This window comes from Thermus thalpophilus, assembly GCF_022760915.1.
GTDB lineage: Bacteria > Deinococcota > Deinococci > Deinococcales > Thermaceae > Thermus > Thermus thalpophilus.
On sequence record NZ_JAKTNS010000044.1, the window covers coordinates 1 to 15,084 of the forward strand.

At 67.2% G+C, this 15,084-nt stretch carries 9 protein-coding genes; 2 read left to right on the top strand and 7 right to left on the bottom strand.

Annotated features, from left to right (window positions below; genetic code table 11):
- Positions 1-379: 379 nt before the first annotated feature.
- Genes L0D17_RS11760 through L0D17_RS11780 form a run of 5 tightly spaced genes read right to left on the bottom strand, consistent with a single transcriptional unit; the run spans position 380 to position 6,940 of the window.
- Entirely contained in the window at positions 380-2,161 is a 1,782-nt protein-coding gene (locus L0D17_RS11760; RefSeq protein WP_243095485.1) for a glycogen debranching N-terminal domain-containing protein, read from the bottom strand.
- A 1-nt stretch (position 2,162) separates the two neighbouring features.
- Complete coding sequence (locus L0D17_RS11765; protein WP_243095486.1) at positions 2,163-3,518, bottom strand: carbohydrate ABC transporter permease; 1,356 nt, start codon at positions 3,516-3,518, stop codon at positions 2,163-2,165.
- Complete coding sequence (locus tag L0D17_RS11770; RefSeq protein ID WP_243095487.1) at positions 3,518-4,621, bottom strand: carbohydrate ABC transporter permease; 1,104 nt, start codon at positions 4,619-4,621, stop codon at positions 3,518-3,520. The genes L0D17_RS11765 and L0D17_RS11770 overlap by 1 nt, the downstream gene beginning before the upstream one ends.
- A 48-nt stretch (positions 4,622-4,669) precedes the next feature.
- On the bottom strand, positions 4,670-5,905 hold the full coding sequence (locus tag L0D17_RS11775; RefSeq protein WP_243095488.1) for an ABC transporter substrate-binding protein: 1,236 nt from the start codon (positions 5,903-5,905) through the stop codon (positions 4,670-4,672).
- Between the two features lie 42 nt (positions 5,906-5,947).
- Positions 5,948-6,940, bottom strand: coding sequence for a LacI family DNA-binding transcriptional regulator (locus L0D17_RS11780; RefSeq protein ID WP_243095489.1), 993 nt, complete (start codon positions 6,938-6,940; stop codon positions 5,948-5,950).
- A 112-nt stretch (positions 6,941-7,052) separates the two neighbouring features.
- On the opposite strand from L0D17_RS11780, the gene L0D17_RS11785 reads away from it, so the two are divergent.
- Both L0D17_RS11785 and L0D17_RS11795 read left to right on the top strand, forming a co-directional pair.
- Positions 7,053-8,105 carry a glycoside hydrolase family 130 protein gene (locus L0D17_RS11785; RefSeq protein ID WP_243095490.1) on the top strand — a complete coding sequence of 351 codons (1,053 nt, stop codon included), beginning with the start codon at positions 7,053-7,055 and terminating at the stop codon, positions 8,103-8,105.
- Positions 8,106-8,993: 888 nt separating this feature from the next.
- Entirely contained in the window at positions 8,994-9,938 is a 945-nt protein-coding gene (locus L0D17_RS11795; RefSeq protein WP_243095491.1) for a YbgA family protein, read from the top strand.
- Here L0D17_RS11795 and L0D17_RS11800 read toward each other — a convergent pair.
- Positions 9,935-12,946 carry a hypothetical protein gene (locus L0D17_RS11800; protein WP_243095492.1) on the bottom strand — a complete coding sequence of 1,004 codons (3,012 nt, stop codon included), beginning with the start codon at positions 12,944-12,946 and terminating at the stop codon, positions 9,935-9,937. The two genes, L0D17_RS11795 and L0D17_RS11800, sit on opposite strands and share 4 nt — an antisense overlap.
- On the bottom strand, positions 12,943-15,000 hold the full coding sequence (locus tag L0D17_RS11805; protein ID WP_243095493.1) for a hypothetical protein: 2,058 nt from the start codon (positions 14,998-15,000) through the stop codon (positions 12,943-12,945). Before L0D17_RS11805 ends, L0D17_RS11800 begins: the two co-directional genes overlap by 4 nt.
- Between the last annotated feature and the right edge of the window lie 84 nt (positions 15,001-15,084).

Genomic DNA, 15,084 nt, shown 5'->3' on the forward strand with positions numbered 1-15,084 from the left:
CAGGAGCGGTATGCCCCCCGTACACAGACTCTTACACATAACTCTTGACACGACCCGGGCCCGGGACCTGGAGGGTGCCCTGGGCCATCCCCTTCTCCCCGAGCGCCCACCTGGAGGGGGCGTTGTGGCGGCCTTGCCCCTCCGCCTTCCCCTGGGCCAAGGGGGCGTGGGGACGGCTTGGCCGGGCGGCAGCCCACCTGCGGGCACAACAGGCCGAGCCTCGAGGCACCCCACGCCCATCGGCTCGCTTTAAAGGGATGCCTCGGACTACCCGCCAAACGGAAGGAGGACCTCCCGGAGGCGCTCAGGAAGGAGCTTCTAGGCCGGAGGAAGCAGACCCCGGCCCGGGTCCTTGTGGCCTTCGGGTAGGCCAGGGGGTTCACCAGGCCCGGAGGCCTTGGCTCAGGGCGTAGAGGTAGACCACGGCTCCGGCGTCCCAGGCTTGGGGGCGGCAGGCCACCGGGTAGGGCACGGGGGGGTGGTCCTTTTCCCTGGGGAAACCGCCCACCAGCTCGGGAAGCCGCAGGTCAGGCTGGCTTTTTGCCAGTTCCAGAAGCGCCTGGGCCACCCTTCGTCCCTCTTCTGGGAAGCCGTACCGGAAAAGGCCGCCGGCGAACAGGGCGGTGTCGTGCGGCCATACGGAACCGTTGTGGTAGGAAAGGGGATTGTAACGTACCTCCCTAGTTCCCAGGGTCCGCAGGCCCCAGCCGCTCCAGAGCTCCTCCGAAAACAGGGTGTCCACCAGGACCTTGGCCCGCTCTTGGGGGACAGCGCCTGCCCAAAGGAGGTGGCCGGCGTCGGAGGCCTTCACCCGCAAAGGCTCCTTGTACCGGTCCAGGGCCAGGGCGTAGGTGTTCAGCTCGGGGAGCCAGAAATGCTCCTGGATTAGCTGGAAGAGCACCTGGGCCCGCTCCTCGTGGGCTTTGGCCTGGGCCTCCTCCCCCAGGGCGCGGTAGAAGCGGGCGGCGGCCTGGTGGGCGGCGTAGGCGTATCCCTGGACCTCGCTCACCGCCAGGGGGGGCTCGGCCAGGCGGCCGTCCCGGTGGCTCATGGAATCGTGGGAATCCTTCCACGAGTGCACGGTTAACCCCCCGCCGGAAGGGTGGAACTCCAAAAGCCCGTCCCCGTCTAGGTCCGCCCGGGCAAGCCAGGCCAGAGCGCTCTCCCAGGCTGGCCTAAGCTCCCGCACCAGGGAAAGGTCGCCCGTGAGGTCCAGGTAGCGGCCCAGGAGGACGAGGAAAAGGGGGGTGGCGTCCACGGTGCCGAAGTAGCGGGCGAAGGGCACCTTTCCGGTGCGGGAAAGCTCCCCCAGGCGCACCTCGTGGAGGATCTTTCCCGGCTCCTCCTCCCTGCTGGGGTCCACCGCGCTTCCCTGGCGCTTGGCGAGGTAGCGCAACACCCCTTGGGCCACTGCTTTGCCCCAAGGCAGGACCATGAAGGCGGTGAGGAGGCTGTCCCGCCCGAAGGGGGCCACGTACCAAGGGATACCGGCGGCGGGAATGGGGCCTTCGGGGGTGGAGAGGAGGAGCGCCCGTAGGTCCAGCAGGGCCTGTCGCAAGGGGGCTTGCCAGGTCCCGGTGGCTTGCGGAAAGGCCTCGAGGAACGCCTCGTAACTGGGGAGGTCCCCCGGACTTTCCAAGGGGCTTTCTAGGGCGATCTCCAGGGTGAGGGAGGCCTCCTTCCGGGAGGGGATGGAGAGGGAAAACCCTTCCGGGGAAGGTTCGGGGGAAATGCGGACCCGTTGCTCCACCCCATCCGCCGCCCGGTAGTGGAACTCCCTCGGGCCTGTCGCGGCGGGGTGCCAACCACGAGCCTGAAACAGATCTACGAAACTTGCCGCCACCTCCAAACCTATGCGTAGGCTTAGGGCCTCGCGGGAAAGGTTGTGAAAGCTTAGCCGGTCCCACACTCTTCCCCGGCCCACACGCACCTCACGCCGCAAGTAGAGCTCCCCGTCCGGGCCTCGGAAACGCGCCCAGTCCTGCACCAATCGGTCGGGCCGGGGGGATCGGCTCTCCAGGAGGGCGAGCCCCTCGGGCAGGAGGAGGCGGTAGCGGGCCAAGAATCGGGTGTCGTGGCGGTAAAAGCCCTCCGCCCCCTCCTCGGAGAAGCCGCGCTCGTTCAGGACCAAGTAGGTGTCGTCCTCCTTCAGGGGGATCATGTCACTCCTTGACCGCTCCCACGCTCACCCCCTCCACGAAGTAGCGCTGGAAGACGGCGAAGAGGATGAGCACCGGGACCATGGAGAAAAAGCCTCCCGCCAGGATCAAGCCCCAGTCCCCCACCTGGCCGTAGGCGTTGCGGAAGGAGAGGAGCCCAATGGGCAGGGTGTAGATTTCCCTGGGGCTGGTGAGGACCACAAAGGGCCAGAAGAACTCGTTCCAGGTTCCCTGGAAGGTCAGGATGGCCAAGGCTCCCAGGGCCGGTGTGGACATGGGGAGGACGATGCGGAAAAGGGTCTGGAGGGGAGTGGCGCCGTCAATAAGGGCGGCCTCCTCCACCTCCCGGGGAATGGACTCAAAGAACTGCTTCATGATGAACACGGCGCTGGCCCCCACCAGGCCGGAGAGGATGAGGCCGGTGTAGGTGTTGAGGAGGGTATCCACCCCAAAGAGCCGGGAGAGGCCGAAGATCCCATCCCGCAGGACCAGGTAGTTGGAGATGAAGGTTACCTGCCCGGGCACCATCATGGAGAAGAGCATGAAGAGGAAGAGAGCCTGACGGCCGGGGAAGCGCATCCGGGCCAGGGCGTACCCCGCCATGGAGGCGAACACCAGGGTGGTGGCCACCTTGACGAAGGAGAGGAAGAAGGAGTTCAGGGTCCAGCGCAGGAAAAGGCTCTCCCCGGTTTCCAGGCTCCGGGTTTCCCGGAAGGCCCGAACGTAGTTGTGGAAGACATAGCCCAAAAAGCCAGGGACCACGTTGTCCCAGCCCGCCACCCTGCCCCGGCGTTCAAAGCGGATGGGGTCCAGGGTGGCCCCCACCAGGACCACCCCCCGGGGGGCCTCGAGGTCCAAGGGAACGCGCTCCAGGAAGGGCCCCTCCCCGGGGTAGACCAGGCGCAGGCGGTAGCGGAACACCTCCCCCTCCACCTCGCCCAGCCGGGCCGGCCGCCGCTCCACCAGGGTGGGGCCTTCCAGGCGCACGTGATCGGCGGCGTAGGGCGTTTCGAACACCGCCCCCATGCCCGCCCCCGGTTTGCGGCGGGGGATCTTGGCGAGAAGCCGGGGTTCCTCACCTCCAGGGCTGAAGTAAGCCACCTCGAGGCTCACCGCCCTACCCGGGCGCATTCCCCCAAGCCAAGGGTCGCCCGACCCTTCGCGCCCCAACCGCCAGGCGGCGGCCCAGTTTTTGGGGCTCACCTGGGGGAAGCGCACCTGGAAGGGCCACTCCAAAGGGTCGGTCTTGAGGCTGGCCAGGAACCCCATGAGGAAGGGGCCCACGAAGAATACCCCGAAACCCAGGAGGAGACCATACGCCCAGGCCACCCGGGCCCAGCGCCGGCGCGCCGCCTCCATCACGTCCACCCCCTTTCCCCCACCCCGAAGCGGCGTTGGAGCAGGACGATGAGGAGGGTGAGGCCCGCCAGCACCAAGGCAGCGGCCGAGGCCAGGCCCACGCGGGGTGCCGCCCCCGAGGGGAAGACGTTGCCGTAGACGTAATAGGCCAGGGTGATGGTGCTCTCCAGGGGGGCGCCCCCGGAACCGCCCACGAAGAGCACCTGGTCAAAGAGCTGCAGGGTGCCGATCAGGCCCATGGTGATCACGAGGAAGAGCACGGGCCTGAGCAGGGGCACGGTGATCCGGGTAAAGAGGGTCCAGGGGGTAGCCCCGTCCAACAGGGCCGCCTCGTAGAGGGTTTTGGGTATTCCCTTGAGCCCTGCCAGGAAGAGGACCATGAAGGTGGGGATGGTGGTGTAGGTGTTCATGAGGATGATGGCCCACAAGGGGTAGGGGATCCCGAGCCAGGTGGCCTGGGTGGGGAGCCAGGGGATCTCCACCCGCACCTCACGGATGGGGAGGAGGCCGAAGGCCCCTAAGGCCCAGGTGCCGAGGAGTGCCGGAAGGAGGGAAAGGGCGGCCAGGGCGGGGTCCCAAAAGGACACCAACGCTCCCTTCCGCCGCTCCCAGGCCGCCTGGAGCGCTTGGGCGGCCATGAAGAGCCCCACGAAGGCCCCCACGTGGCCGAGATGGGAAAGGAAGAGGGAGAGGCCTTGGTTGACGAGACCCGTGCGCTGGAACAGCCAGAGGAGGAGGAGGCTGGCTGCGGCGGTGGAGATCACCGAGGGCAGGTAGTAGACAGTCCGGAAGAAGGCAATCCCCTTTAGGGGTTGGTTGAGAGCCAGGGCGAGGAGGAGGGCGAACAGCGTCTGCAAGGTGGTGACCACCAGGCTGTAGGCCAGGGTGTGCTTGAGGGCGGTGAGAAAAAGGGGATCCTGCACAAGGCGGAGGTAGTTGGCCAGGCTCACCCAGCGGGGAGGGTCGAAGAGGTTGTACTCCGTAAAGCTGAAATAGACCGCCCGGAGGAAGGCGTAAAGGAAGAACACCCCTAGGGTGAAGAGGAAGGGGAGGAGCAGGAGGAGGGCGTAAAGGCCCTCCAGGGTGCGCGCCTTGAGCCGCATGGGTGCTCCTTGGAATGGGGGGCGGCCCCTAGGCCGCCCCCAGCTCGGTTATCGGCTTCCGGTCAGGCGGTCCAGGGCGGCTTGGGCATCCCGCAGGGCCTGGTCCACGGTCTTCTGCCCGGTCATCACCGCCAGCAGGGCATCGTTAATGGGCCGCATCCAGTCGCCGCCATAGGCTTGGAACTTGAAGGGGTAGACGTTCCCCCCTTGGGCGGTGGAACCCTGGAAGACGATGCGGTTCAGCTCCGGTTCCTTGCCCGGGCGCTGGAAGTAGGGGTTGTTGGCCAGGGCGCGCCGGCTGGGGATGGCAAGGCCCCGTTCCAAGACCCATTGCTGGGCTTCGGGGGAGGTTAGGGCCTTGAGGACCTTGGCGGCCGCTTGCTTGTTCTTGCTGGCGGCGTTCATGCTCCAGGACACGGTAAAGATGAAGTTCCCCCGCTTTTTGGTTACGGGGTCCAGGGGGAGGAAGGTGGTGCCGTAGCGCATGTTCGGGGCTTTGTCCCGGAGGAAGCCAGCGATCCAAGCCCCCTCAAGGGCCGTGGCCGCCTTTTCACCACCGAAGCAGCCTCCGGTCCAGCCTTCGCCCAGGTCCTGGGCGAACCTGGCAGCCCCGCGCTTGGGCAAGCCCGTGTACCACTCGAAGGCGCGGCGGAAGTTCTGGTCCAGCACGGTGCGCCCCTTCTCATCGAAGGGTTTCCAGCCGGTGGCGAAGGCGAAGGCGCCAAACCGGGCAAAGTCCGCCACCACGCACAGGCCGGCCACGTCCTTGAGCTTGCTCTGCACCTCCTTCAGCTTCGCTTCAAAGGTGTCCCACGTGTCCTGTTGGTGGGGGTAGCGCACCCCTGCCTCGTCAAAGAGGTCCCGGTTGAACTGCAGGGCCAGGGTGTTGAAGTCCTTGGGGATCCCGTACAGCTTGCCCTTGTAGGTGAAGGCTTGGATCAGGTTGGGCAGAAACTCCGCTACCTCCTGCCGGCTGAAGTAGGCGTCCAAGGGTTCCACCCGGCCCGTGGCGAAGAGGCTTTCCGACCAGAAGATGTCCACGTAGAAGAGGTCCGGTGCCGTGCCAGCGGAGAGGGCGTTGAAGAGCCACTGGGTGTAATCCCCCTCGATGGGTTCGTAAACGACCCGGATGCCTTCCCGGTCCAGTTTGGGTTGGACAACCTCCTTAAGAAGCCCGTTGACGATAGCAATGTCGGTGCCGCCCCAGCCCGAGATGCGCACCTGGGTCTGGGCCACGGAGAGTCCCAAAAGCGTGAGGATCGCAACGATCAAGCGCGCTTTCATGCGTACCTCCTGTAAGAAGCAGTTCCCTTAAAGCCGAAGGGCCTACGGGTTGGATAGGGTTCCCACCTCCTTTCGCGCCGTGGTTCCCCGCGGGACCAGGTAGACGGGCACCCGTTTGCCAACGGGCGGGGCGCCCTGCACCGCGGCCCGCAGGAGGGCCACCGCTTCTTTCGCCACGGTGGGGACGTCCTGGTGGATGGTGGTCAGCCGCTCTCCCAGTTCCGGCAGGTCGTCGTACCCCACCAGGCTCACGCCCTCGGGGACTTTGATCCCTAGGTCCTCAAAGGCGGCCCAGGCACCCAAAGCCATCTCGTCCGAGGCGGCGAAGAGGGCGGTAAAGCGCACGCCTCGCTCCCAAGCTCGCCGCACCGCCCGGTAAGCGGTAAGGGCGTCAAAATCCCCGTCCAACACCAGCTCGGCGCGAAAAGGAAGGCCCGCTTCCCGCAGGGCGTCGTTGTAGCCCAAAAGCCTTTCCTTCCCGGCCTGATGGTGGAGATGGCCCGTGAGCATGGCCACATCCCGGTGTCCCAACTCCAAAAGGTGCCGCGTGGCCAAGTACCCTCCTTGGCGGTCGTCCGGGGCCACCCAGAACACGCCCGGGTAGGTGCCGATGAGGACGAAGGGCTTACCTTGGGCCTGCAATACCTCTACCCGCGGATCGTGGTCGTGGGCCCCCAAGAGGATGTAGGCCAGGGCTTCCTCCCGGGGTAGCCCCTGCGGGTCGGTGGAGACCTCGCCCACGCGAAGCCCCTCCCGCCACAAGGCTTCGGAGAGGGCCTCGAGGAGCAGGGCAAAGTACGGCGTGTACCGCCTAACCCCAGGGGCGAAGAGGAGGCCTACCAAGGTGGATTTCCCCACCAGCTCCCGGGCGGCGGCATTGGGCACGAAGCCGAGGGTTTTGACCGCTTCCAGCACCACGGCCCGGGTGTGGGGGCTGACCCCCGGGCGGCCGTTGAGCACCCGGCTCACGGTGCCAGTGGAAACGTTTGCTAATCGGGCAATTTCCTTTATGGTGGGCCGCTCTTTGCTTCTCATCGTAAACGCTTACATTCTCAACCTACCATATCCCGGGGCCCTGTCAAGCCTCCTCCCACGAAATGGCTCCCTAAGCCACAATTGCCATCAGGGGTCTTGGCAGGATGCCCGTATGGGAATGCCCGAGCACGAGGAAACCTTGCGGGCCAAGGCCAAGGCGTTTCTTTCCCGCGCCCAGGGACGGCGGAGTTCCCACACGGAAGACGTTTTTGCCCGCCGCTTTTACTTGTCCCCTGAGGCAGTCCAGGTGGTGAACTACCTCCGTCGGCGTCCACTAGCGGTCTTCAACCCGGGAGCGGTGTTGCGGGATGGGGTGGTTCACCTCTTTCCCCGGCTGGTCTTCGAGTACTATAGCTACGCTTCGGCCATCGGCCACGTGGCGGTGCCCGTGGAGGACCTGCTCCAAGGGGCCGTACCGGAGCCCCTCTCCCTGGAAATCGTTCTCTACCCCACGGAGGGGTGGGAGGCTTCCAGGGGGTGTGAGGATGCCCGTGCCCACCCTTGGGGCGAGGGCTTTGCCCTTTTTTACACGGCGGTGGGCAAGCTGGGGGAGGCGGCCCGGACCGATCACAAGGACGTGTTCTTCCCCGCCTTGGCCCTAGCGGAGCTGGGATCCAATGGCCAGGTTCAGCGCAAGGGGGTGGTGTGGCTGGAGGAAGGGGGAGAAACCCTCCTGCTCCCCACCAAAAATGCCACCTTCCTAGGTGGGGACACCCTTCTCCTTAGGCCGAGCCTGGCCGGGGTGCCGGACCTCGGTTGGCGGGGCCGTCTGGACCGGAATACCCTGCGCGCCCATCACCTGGAACCCGTCCTGGCCCCTGAGGCGTTTGAGTACAAGGTGGGCTGGTCCACAAACGCCCTGCCCTTGGGTGACGGCACCTATCTGGTGGCCTATCACGGCATCCTGCGCCGGGACCTTTCTTACCGCCACGGCTTTGCCCGCTTGAGCGCGGACGGGAGGTTGTTGGCGCTATCCTCCTACCTTCTTGCTCCCCAGGGGCTCCAGGAGTGCTACGGGGACCGACCCCTCACCCTCTACGGGAACGGGCTTTTCCTCCACGGGGAGGAGCTTTGCTTCGTGGGGGGGGTGGGGGATTACGCCCTGGGGGTGTTCACCGCCCCGCTAGACGAAGTGCTTCGCCGCCTGCGACCGGTGGAGGGTTGAATGCGCTGGGTTTCCCCCCGGTGGCGGCGTTTTGGCGGCCAGGGTCCAGGGTGTTTGCCCTGCTCCGGTAGGTCTCGGATAGGCCTGGAGGGCGATCTGTGAGGGTGGTGGCCTGCCATCGGAGGGCGGGCCTAATTCATCCCAGCGGAGTGGTTCCACAACCTATGGGAAGGTGGGCGGCCTTTGGCTAGACCGCCTTTTCCAGGCCTTGGCGGGCCCTGTGGGCTAGGGAGAGGAGGTCATGGGCCAGGCCCTCGAGGGCCCCGGCCGCAGGCGGAAGTACGTCCAGCACGCTACCCACACCCCCTCCAACAGACCCGCTTCCCGCAGGATCTTCATGTGGCGGCTCACCGTGGGCCCGGAAAGACAGGTATTCTCCTATAGGTGGCAGGAGCAGATGCCAAAGGCGGTGCCGCACCGGGGGTCGTGGGCGGTGTGCTCGTCCGGAAGTTCGGCGAGAAGCCGCACCATGGCCACCCGCAACGGCTAGGCCAAGAGTCGGTCTTCCAAAAGGGTTCGCTTGCACATCCTTTCTCAAGTTTAGCGGACACGTCCCTCCGTATAAGGGGTGCGCTATCATGAAGCGCCCGGACCCCTACACAATACCCTGGTCATGTCAAGGGTTACCACGGGCCGGGCACCTCCAACGCCCTCGTTTCCGGGTCCACCGATCCCAAGACCACCATCCCTTGGTACAAGAGCACCCAGGTTGCCATCCGCAAAGTGGCAGGGGGCATCCCCTCCGTCCAGCAGACGGCAAGCTTCCTGCAACAGAACAAGTTTGGCTAAAGCCGGGTCTGGCGACGGGTGAACGCCCCGCCCCTTAGGAGGGCGGGGTTTGTTTTCCTCCCTACAGGGAAGGGGGTTTGGCCCGGCTAGGCTGAAAGAATGGTTGCTTCTTGGCCCAAGCCCCGACTGGTGGTGAGCGCCTGTTTGGGCTTCGCCGCCGTGCGCTACTCGGGGGAGCTGATTCCCGACAAGGTGGTGGCGGCCCTGAGCGAGTTTGCGGACTTCGTCCCCGTCTGCCCCGAGGTGGAGATCGGCCTGGGGGTGCCGCGGCCCACGGTGCGCCTGGTGCGGGGGGAGGATGGCCCAAGGATGGTCCAGCCTAGGACAGGGGAGGACCTCACGGAAAGGATGAACGCCTTCAGCCAAGGCTTCCTCGAGGGCCTGGGCCCGGTGGAGGGCTTCATCCTCAAGAACCGCTCCCCCACCTGCGCCCTAAAGGACGCCAAGGTCTACGCCCGGGCGGACGAGGGGGGCGTGGTGGCGCGGGGGCCCGGCCTCTTTGCCCAGGCTGTGGAGAGCGCCTTTCCCCTCCTGCCCAAGGAGGACGAGGGGCGGCTTTCCAGCGCCCGCATCCGGGCCCACTTCTTCACCCGCGTTTTCGCCCTGGCCCGGCTCCGGAGGGTGGAGAGCCTGGGGGAGCTTCAGGCCTTCCACGCCCGCTACAAGCTCCTCCTCCTGGCCTACAACCAGGCGGGGGCCCGGGCCCTGGGGCGGCTTCTCGCCGAGGCTGAGGGGAAGCCCTACCCCGAGGTGCGGCGGGCCTACGAGGATGGGTTCTTGAAGGCCACCCGGCTTCCCTTCCGCCTGGGGCCCATGGCGGACGCCCTCCTGCACGCCTTTGGATACTTCAAGAAGGTTCTCACGCCCAAGGAAAAGGCCCACTTCCTGGAGCTCCTAGGGGCCTTCCGCGAGGAGCGGGTGCCCCTCGAGGCCCCCCTCGCCCTCCTCCAGTCCTGGGCCCTGCGCCACGGCGTCCCTTACCTGGAGTCCCAAGCCCTCTTTGAACCCTACCCGAGGGCCCTTCAATGCCTCGCCAGCTCCTAGCGCACCTGCACCCGGTAGCACACCTCTCCCGTGGCCCCGGGGTCTAGGGTGCCCACCGCCACCCGCACGATGCCCCCCTGGATCTCCCCGGCGTCGTCCCCGCTTTGGGCGGTGAGGAAGAGGGTGCTTGCCCCGTGGGTCCAGCGGATGGCCCTGCCGCCGTAGTCTCCCACGGCGGTGAGGGGGTCGGTGAAGAAGGGCACGGGGTCCGTGAGGACGAAGGCGGTGACGGGGGCCGTGCCCAGGTTTTGGTAGGCGATGCAGTACTCCAGGACCTCCCCGGGTTTCCCCTGAGCCGTGGTGCCGAAGGAGGTGTTCTGGGAAACGTTCCGCACCTGCTTGCTGAGGCGCACCTCGCCCCCCGCCACCTGTAGGGTGTCCGTGAGCCCGTCGCTGTCCACCACGGGCGCGTTCCCGCTCCAGGCCAAGGCGGAGCGGAGGAGGAGGATGTCCACCGCCCCGCTGGGTTCCCCGGCGGGTACCAGGGCCCGCACCTCCAGGGCGCAGGCCTTCAGGCTCCCGTCCGCCTCCCGGGGCCAGGCACTCCCCACGCTGAGGCTGTAGGGCAGGGCCTGCCAGTCCTCCCCGGGGCCGAAGGCGCCGTCGCAGTTCAGGTCCAGGCGCACCTGGTAGGTGTAGCGGGGCGTGTTGCCCGTGCTCAAGGTCAGGGCGCCCAAGGTGCCGGGGGCGTACCAGTGGCGGAAGGTGTAGGTGCCCGGGGAAGTGGTCTGGCCCGAGCCGTCGGGGTAGAGGCGGCCATCCCGCACCACGCCGAAGTTGCGCGGGAGGGTCTGCCCTGAAAGGGTTTGGGCCTGCCCTAGGCCCACCGTGGCGCCAGGGGAGGCCGAGGCGGTGGCGTCCTGCCAGCTCGCCACCTTTTGCGCCGCGGTTCCGTCGTTCCAGCCCGTGGCGGGGCGCAAGGGGTGGGAAAGGGTGACGCTCCCCCAGGAGGCGGGGACGTAGAGGCGATAGTAGCCCGAGCCGTCCGTGAGGGTGGCGCGGGTGTTGCTCCCATCCGTGGCCCGCACCTCCACGTTGCCGATGCCCGCCTCGCCGCCGTTTTGCCAGGCATCGTTGGCGGTGCCGCTGCCAAGCCCGTCGTCCCGGAAGACCCTCCCCTCCACCACAAAGCCCCGGAAGAGGCCGAAGAGGAGGCCCGTGACGTCCCCATTCACGTTCACGGAGAGGCTTCCCGTGGCGGGGTTGATGAAGAGCCAGCCGGCGGGGGGTGTGGGGGTGGTGTCCCCCGCGTTACTGTTGTCGTCCAGGACCAGGGTGTAGCTCCCCGGGGCGATGCCTTGGAAGCTAAAGGCCCCGCTTCCCGGGCTCACCTGGGCCGCGGCCACCAGGGTGGTGCCGGAGAAGAGCTTCACCCATACCGCGGCCCCGTCGGACCAGTCCTCCCCCGGGGCCTTGAGGCCGTTGGGCTCCCGGTCGTGATAGACCTGGCCCGAGAGGGTGAAGCCCACCACCGTCACCGAGGCGGCGGCGGAGGCGGTGTCGGTATAACTGCTGCCAAGGGTTTGGGCGTTGTAGCGGATCTCCGCCGTATTCACCACGTTTTGGTTGGCGGCGCTGGGGAGGATTTTTACCCTAAAGCGCACCCTGGCCCCCTGCCCAGGGAGGATGAGCCCTCCTTGGCTCGCCGTGGCCCCGGTGCCCAGGCGGAAGACCACCCGTCCGTTTTGGGCGTCGTATTCGGCGATGTCGTCCCCGGGGGCGTCGGTGAAGGTGCCCGTGGGCGCGCCGGCGGCGTTTTGCACCACCTGGAGGCTTCCCGGCACGTACTGGGTCCCCGCCGGGATGGGGTCGGTGAGGACCACGTTGGTGGCCCCGTCTAGCCCCGTGTTTTGGAAGCTGACCTCGTACTCCAGGATGTCCCCCACCAGCACCTGGCCCCCGTTCAGGTCGGTGACGGTTTTGGTGAAGGAGGTCTTGAGGTCGGGAAAGTAGATGTCCACGGCGAAGGTGAGCACGGCGGGGAAGTAGACATCCTGCGTGGAGGTAAAGGTGAGGGTGGCGCTGGTGGCCCCGTTGGGGATCCTGCCCGTGGCGTCAAAGCGGTCCACATCCACCGCCATTTGGTTGAGGAAGTTGGGGGTTTTGTTGGTAAAGCGGGTACCCATGTCGGAAACAGAGCTGTTGAAGAAGTTGTTGGCGGGGTTTTGGGCGTCGGAGATGGCCTGGCCGTTGAGTAGGAGCTGGTCGCCCGTAAGCCCAGCATCCCCCTCAAAGGCCACCGCTCCCACGCGGGCGTTCACGGTTCCGGTGGCGGGGGTGAGGAAGCCGCTTGGGACGATGGTTGCTGGGTTATTCGCGCTCACCACCGCCAAGCCGTTGTAGACCACCAGGTTCTTGAAGGTGGCGTTGGGATCCCGGTACGCCACCACCAGCGCCCAGCCGGCGTAAAAGCCCAGGCCGTCGTTGCCCGTTTGGGCGAGGATGCCCCCCACCCAGTAAGCGCCACTTCCCCGAGCCTGCACGATGGAGGTTACGTCGGCGAAGGCGGCGTAGGGTCGGGTGGTGCTTGTCCCTTGGGATGTGATGGTGCCCAGGAGGGTCCCGGTAATCTGCTGGTACGAGGAGGCGCCGGGGGGCTTCAAGTAGATGGCGTTCCTGCCACTGGCGCTAGGGTCTGCCCGGGCGCCCCAGTAGAGCCCAGCCCAAAGGACCTGGGCTCCTGGGGGGAGGCTGAGGGTGGCGGAGGAGGAACCCCCGCGGCCTTGGCCCCAGGGGGGCGCAGCTGGGTCGGCGTTTACAAAGATCATGCGGCGGTTCGGATCCGGTTGGCCGTTAGAAAGCGCTGTGTTGTTGGACGAGGAGCTGTTCATCCAGTTGGTATCGCATTGGGTGGTACTCCCGGATTGGGACATGCACATCAGGGTATTCCCGATGAGGAGGATATCCCCCCGCTCGTTCACCGGGCCGAAGCGGGCCTGGAAGGGAGTGATCACTTGGGCCAGGGCGCTCGCTAGGGCAAAGAAGACCGTGGGCCAAAGGCGCTTCATCGGCTACCTCCGAAGAAGTCCAGGCGTAGGTAGAGGCCCTCGGGCTGGAGGAGGCTTTCGCCGAAGCCGTAGCCCAGGTTGAGCCAGAGCCCGTCCAGGGCCCGAAGGCTCCCCTCTACGCTATAGACCAAGCGGTCTGTGCCGGTGCCGGGTTGGAAGACGTAGTAGAGGGCGCCCCCCAGGCCAAACCGCTCCGTGAGGTAGAGGTTGGCCCCAAGGCCCAGCTGGTAGGTGTTGGCGGCGGGGTCTTGGGGCTTCAGGCGGTAGGCGAAGCCGGGGCGGAGCTGGAAGCCCGGCTGGTGGTAGGCAAGGAGGGCTTCCCCCTCCAGGACGGGTTCAGCCTCCCAGGTGAGGCGGTGGTAGGTGAGGACGTTCACCTGGGAAGCGAAAAGGGCGTAGGCCACGGTGAAGCGGGCCCTGGCCTCGGGAAGGACTTGGTAGGCGAAGTCGGCCGAGAGGGTGTTCTCCTCGTCCAGGCTTCCCGCCGCCCCGCCCCGGAGGACCAGCTTGGCCTCCTCTCCCAAGGAGGTTTCCGCCCCCAAGGTGGCCACGAAGTCCGCCGCCTTGTACCGGGCGGCGAAGCCGAAGGCGGTGAGGGTTTCCCCCGTGCTGAAGCGGCGCTCCAGCCCGGCGGAGAGGTTTAGGCTGAGCCGCTCCGTGAGGGGGAAGGGAGCCTCGAGGCCGAAGCGGGCCCGGTTCCCCTCCCCGCTCGCCGTGGGAAGCTCGTAGGCCAGGGCCAGGTTGGCGTCCCCAAGCCGCTGGCGGAGGCCCAGGGTGCCGAAGACTCCCTCGCCCCAGGTGTAGCCCAGGCCTCCTTCCAGGCTCAGGTTGGGGTCCAGGGGCCAGGCGGCGTCCAGGCGGGTGATGGCCCGCCCCACGCTGAAGGGCTGCGTGTGGGTGAGGAGGAGCTTCGCCCGCCCCTCCTCATACCCCGCCCGCCCCAAGAGGGCCCAAGCCCCATCGCCCCAGAGGTACCCGAGGCCCGCCCCCAGGGTGAAGGGCTTGGGCCGATATTCCAGCAGGAGGGAAGTCTGCGCTGGGGTGGTGTGCTCCAGGGCCACCCCCAAGGGGCCCTCCTCGTAGGCCAGGCGGGCCTGGCCTTGGAGGGCGGCCATCCCTTGGCGGAGGTCATCCGCCCGGAGGTCCCCCCTCAGGCGGAAGGCCCCAAGGCGGGCCTCGGCCCCGAAGGCCAGGCCAAAGCGCCCGTCGGCGTAGGTGCCCTTGAGGGAGAGGCGGTTCCCCTCCCCCTCGTAGCCCGCCTCCGCCCCGAAGCGCCAGGCGCCCAGGTGGGCGGCGGAAAGCCCGAAGCGGAAGCCCTCCTTCTCGTACACCGCCCCCAGGCCGTAGGCCAGGAGGTCCCGGGGGGCGTCCGCTGGGGCGTAGCGGGCGAGGAGGTACACGGGGGCGAGGTCGGGGGTGGTGGGGAAGAGGGGTCGGGAAAGCTGCAGGTTGCCGAGCTCGTCCACCGCGTAGTCCTTGCCCGCCGCCAGGGGGGTTTCCCGGGCCCCCTCCACCAAGGTGAGGGTGAGGCTTCCCGGCTTGGGCCTCTGGGAGAGGCGGTAGAAGGCGGTTCCGTCTGGGACAATCACCTCCTCCACCTCGTCCCGGGGGAGGAGGGCCAGGAAGCCCTCGAGGCGCGCCTCCCCCCGGGTGCTGAGGCGGAGGGCGGTGGCCTCAGGTAAAGCGGCCCCTAGGGAAGCCCGCTCGTAGCTCAGGGAAAACTCCGCCTGATCGTAGCGGAAGGCGATGGGGTCGTCGGAGGTGAGGGGGCGCTTGGCCTCGGTGGCGGCCCCGGTGACGGGGAAGCGGTCTTGGGCGAGCTCCTTTCCAAGGCCACCCGTGGTGTCCAGGGCCAGCTGGCCCTGGCCCGAAAGGATGGGGCCCTCGGCGTAGGCGCGCGCTAGGCCGAAAAGCCGGAGGTCCTCCAGGCGAAGCCCCGTCACGCTCCGCCCCAAGGCCACCCCCACGCTCCCCTGGGCGAGCCACAGGCCCTCCTTCCGCTCCCCGGCGAAGAACCTGGCCTGGGTTTGGAGCTCGTTGAACCGGGCCCGCACCCCAAACTCCTTGGGGGCGAGGAGGGGCTTAAGAGGCTGTCGTAAAAGGGTGGTATTCTTGAGGGATGAGCTCTAGACGATCTT

Excerpts from the sequence above, each read along its gene's own strand:
- L0D17_RS11775 (WP_243095488.1), bottom strand. The coding sequence starts at position 5,905 with ATGAAAGCGCGCTTGATCGTTGCGATCCTCACGCTTTTGGGACTCTCC.
- L0D17_RS11785 (WP_243095490.1), top strand. The coding sequence starts at position 7,053 with ATGGGAATGCCCGAGCACGAGGAAACCTTGCGGGCCAAGGCCAAGGCG.
- L0D17_RS11765 (WP_243095486.1), bottom strand. The coding sequence starts at position 3,518 with ATGGAGGCGGCGCGCCGGCGCTGGGCCCGGGTGGCCTGGGCGTATGGT.
- L0D17_RS11800 (WP_243095492.1), bottom strand. The coding sequence starts at position 12,946 with ATGAAGCGCCTTTGGCCCACGGTCTTCTTTGCCCTAGCGAGCGCCCTG.
- L0D17_RS11770 (WP_243095487.1), bottom strand. The coding sequence starts at position 4,621 with ATGCGGCTCAAGGCGCGCACCCTGGAGGGCCTTTACGCCCTCCTCCTG.
- L0D17_RS11760 (WP_243095485.1), bottom strand. The coding sequence starts at position 2,161 with ATGATCCCCCTGAAGGAGGACGACACCTACTTGGTCCTGAACGAGCGC.
- L0D17_RS11780 (WP_243095489.1), bottom strand. The coding sequence starts at position 6,940 with ATGAGAAGCAAAGAGCGGCCCACCATAAAGGAAATTGCCCGATTAGCA.
- L0D17_RS11795 (WP_243095491.1), top strand. The coding sequence starts at position 8,994 with ATGGTTGCTTCTTGGCCCAAGCCCCGACTGGTGGTGAGCGCCTGTTTG.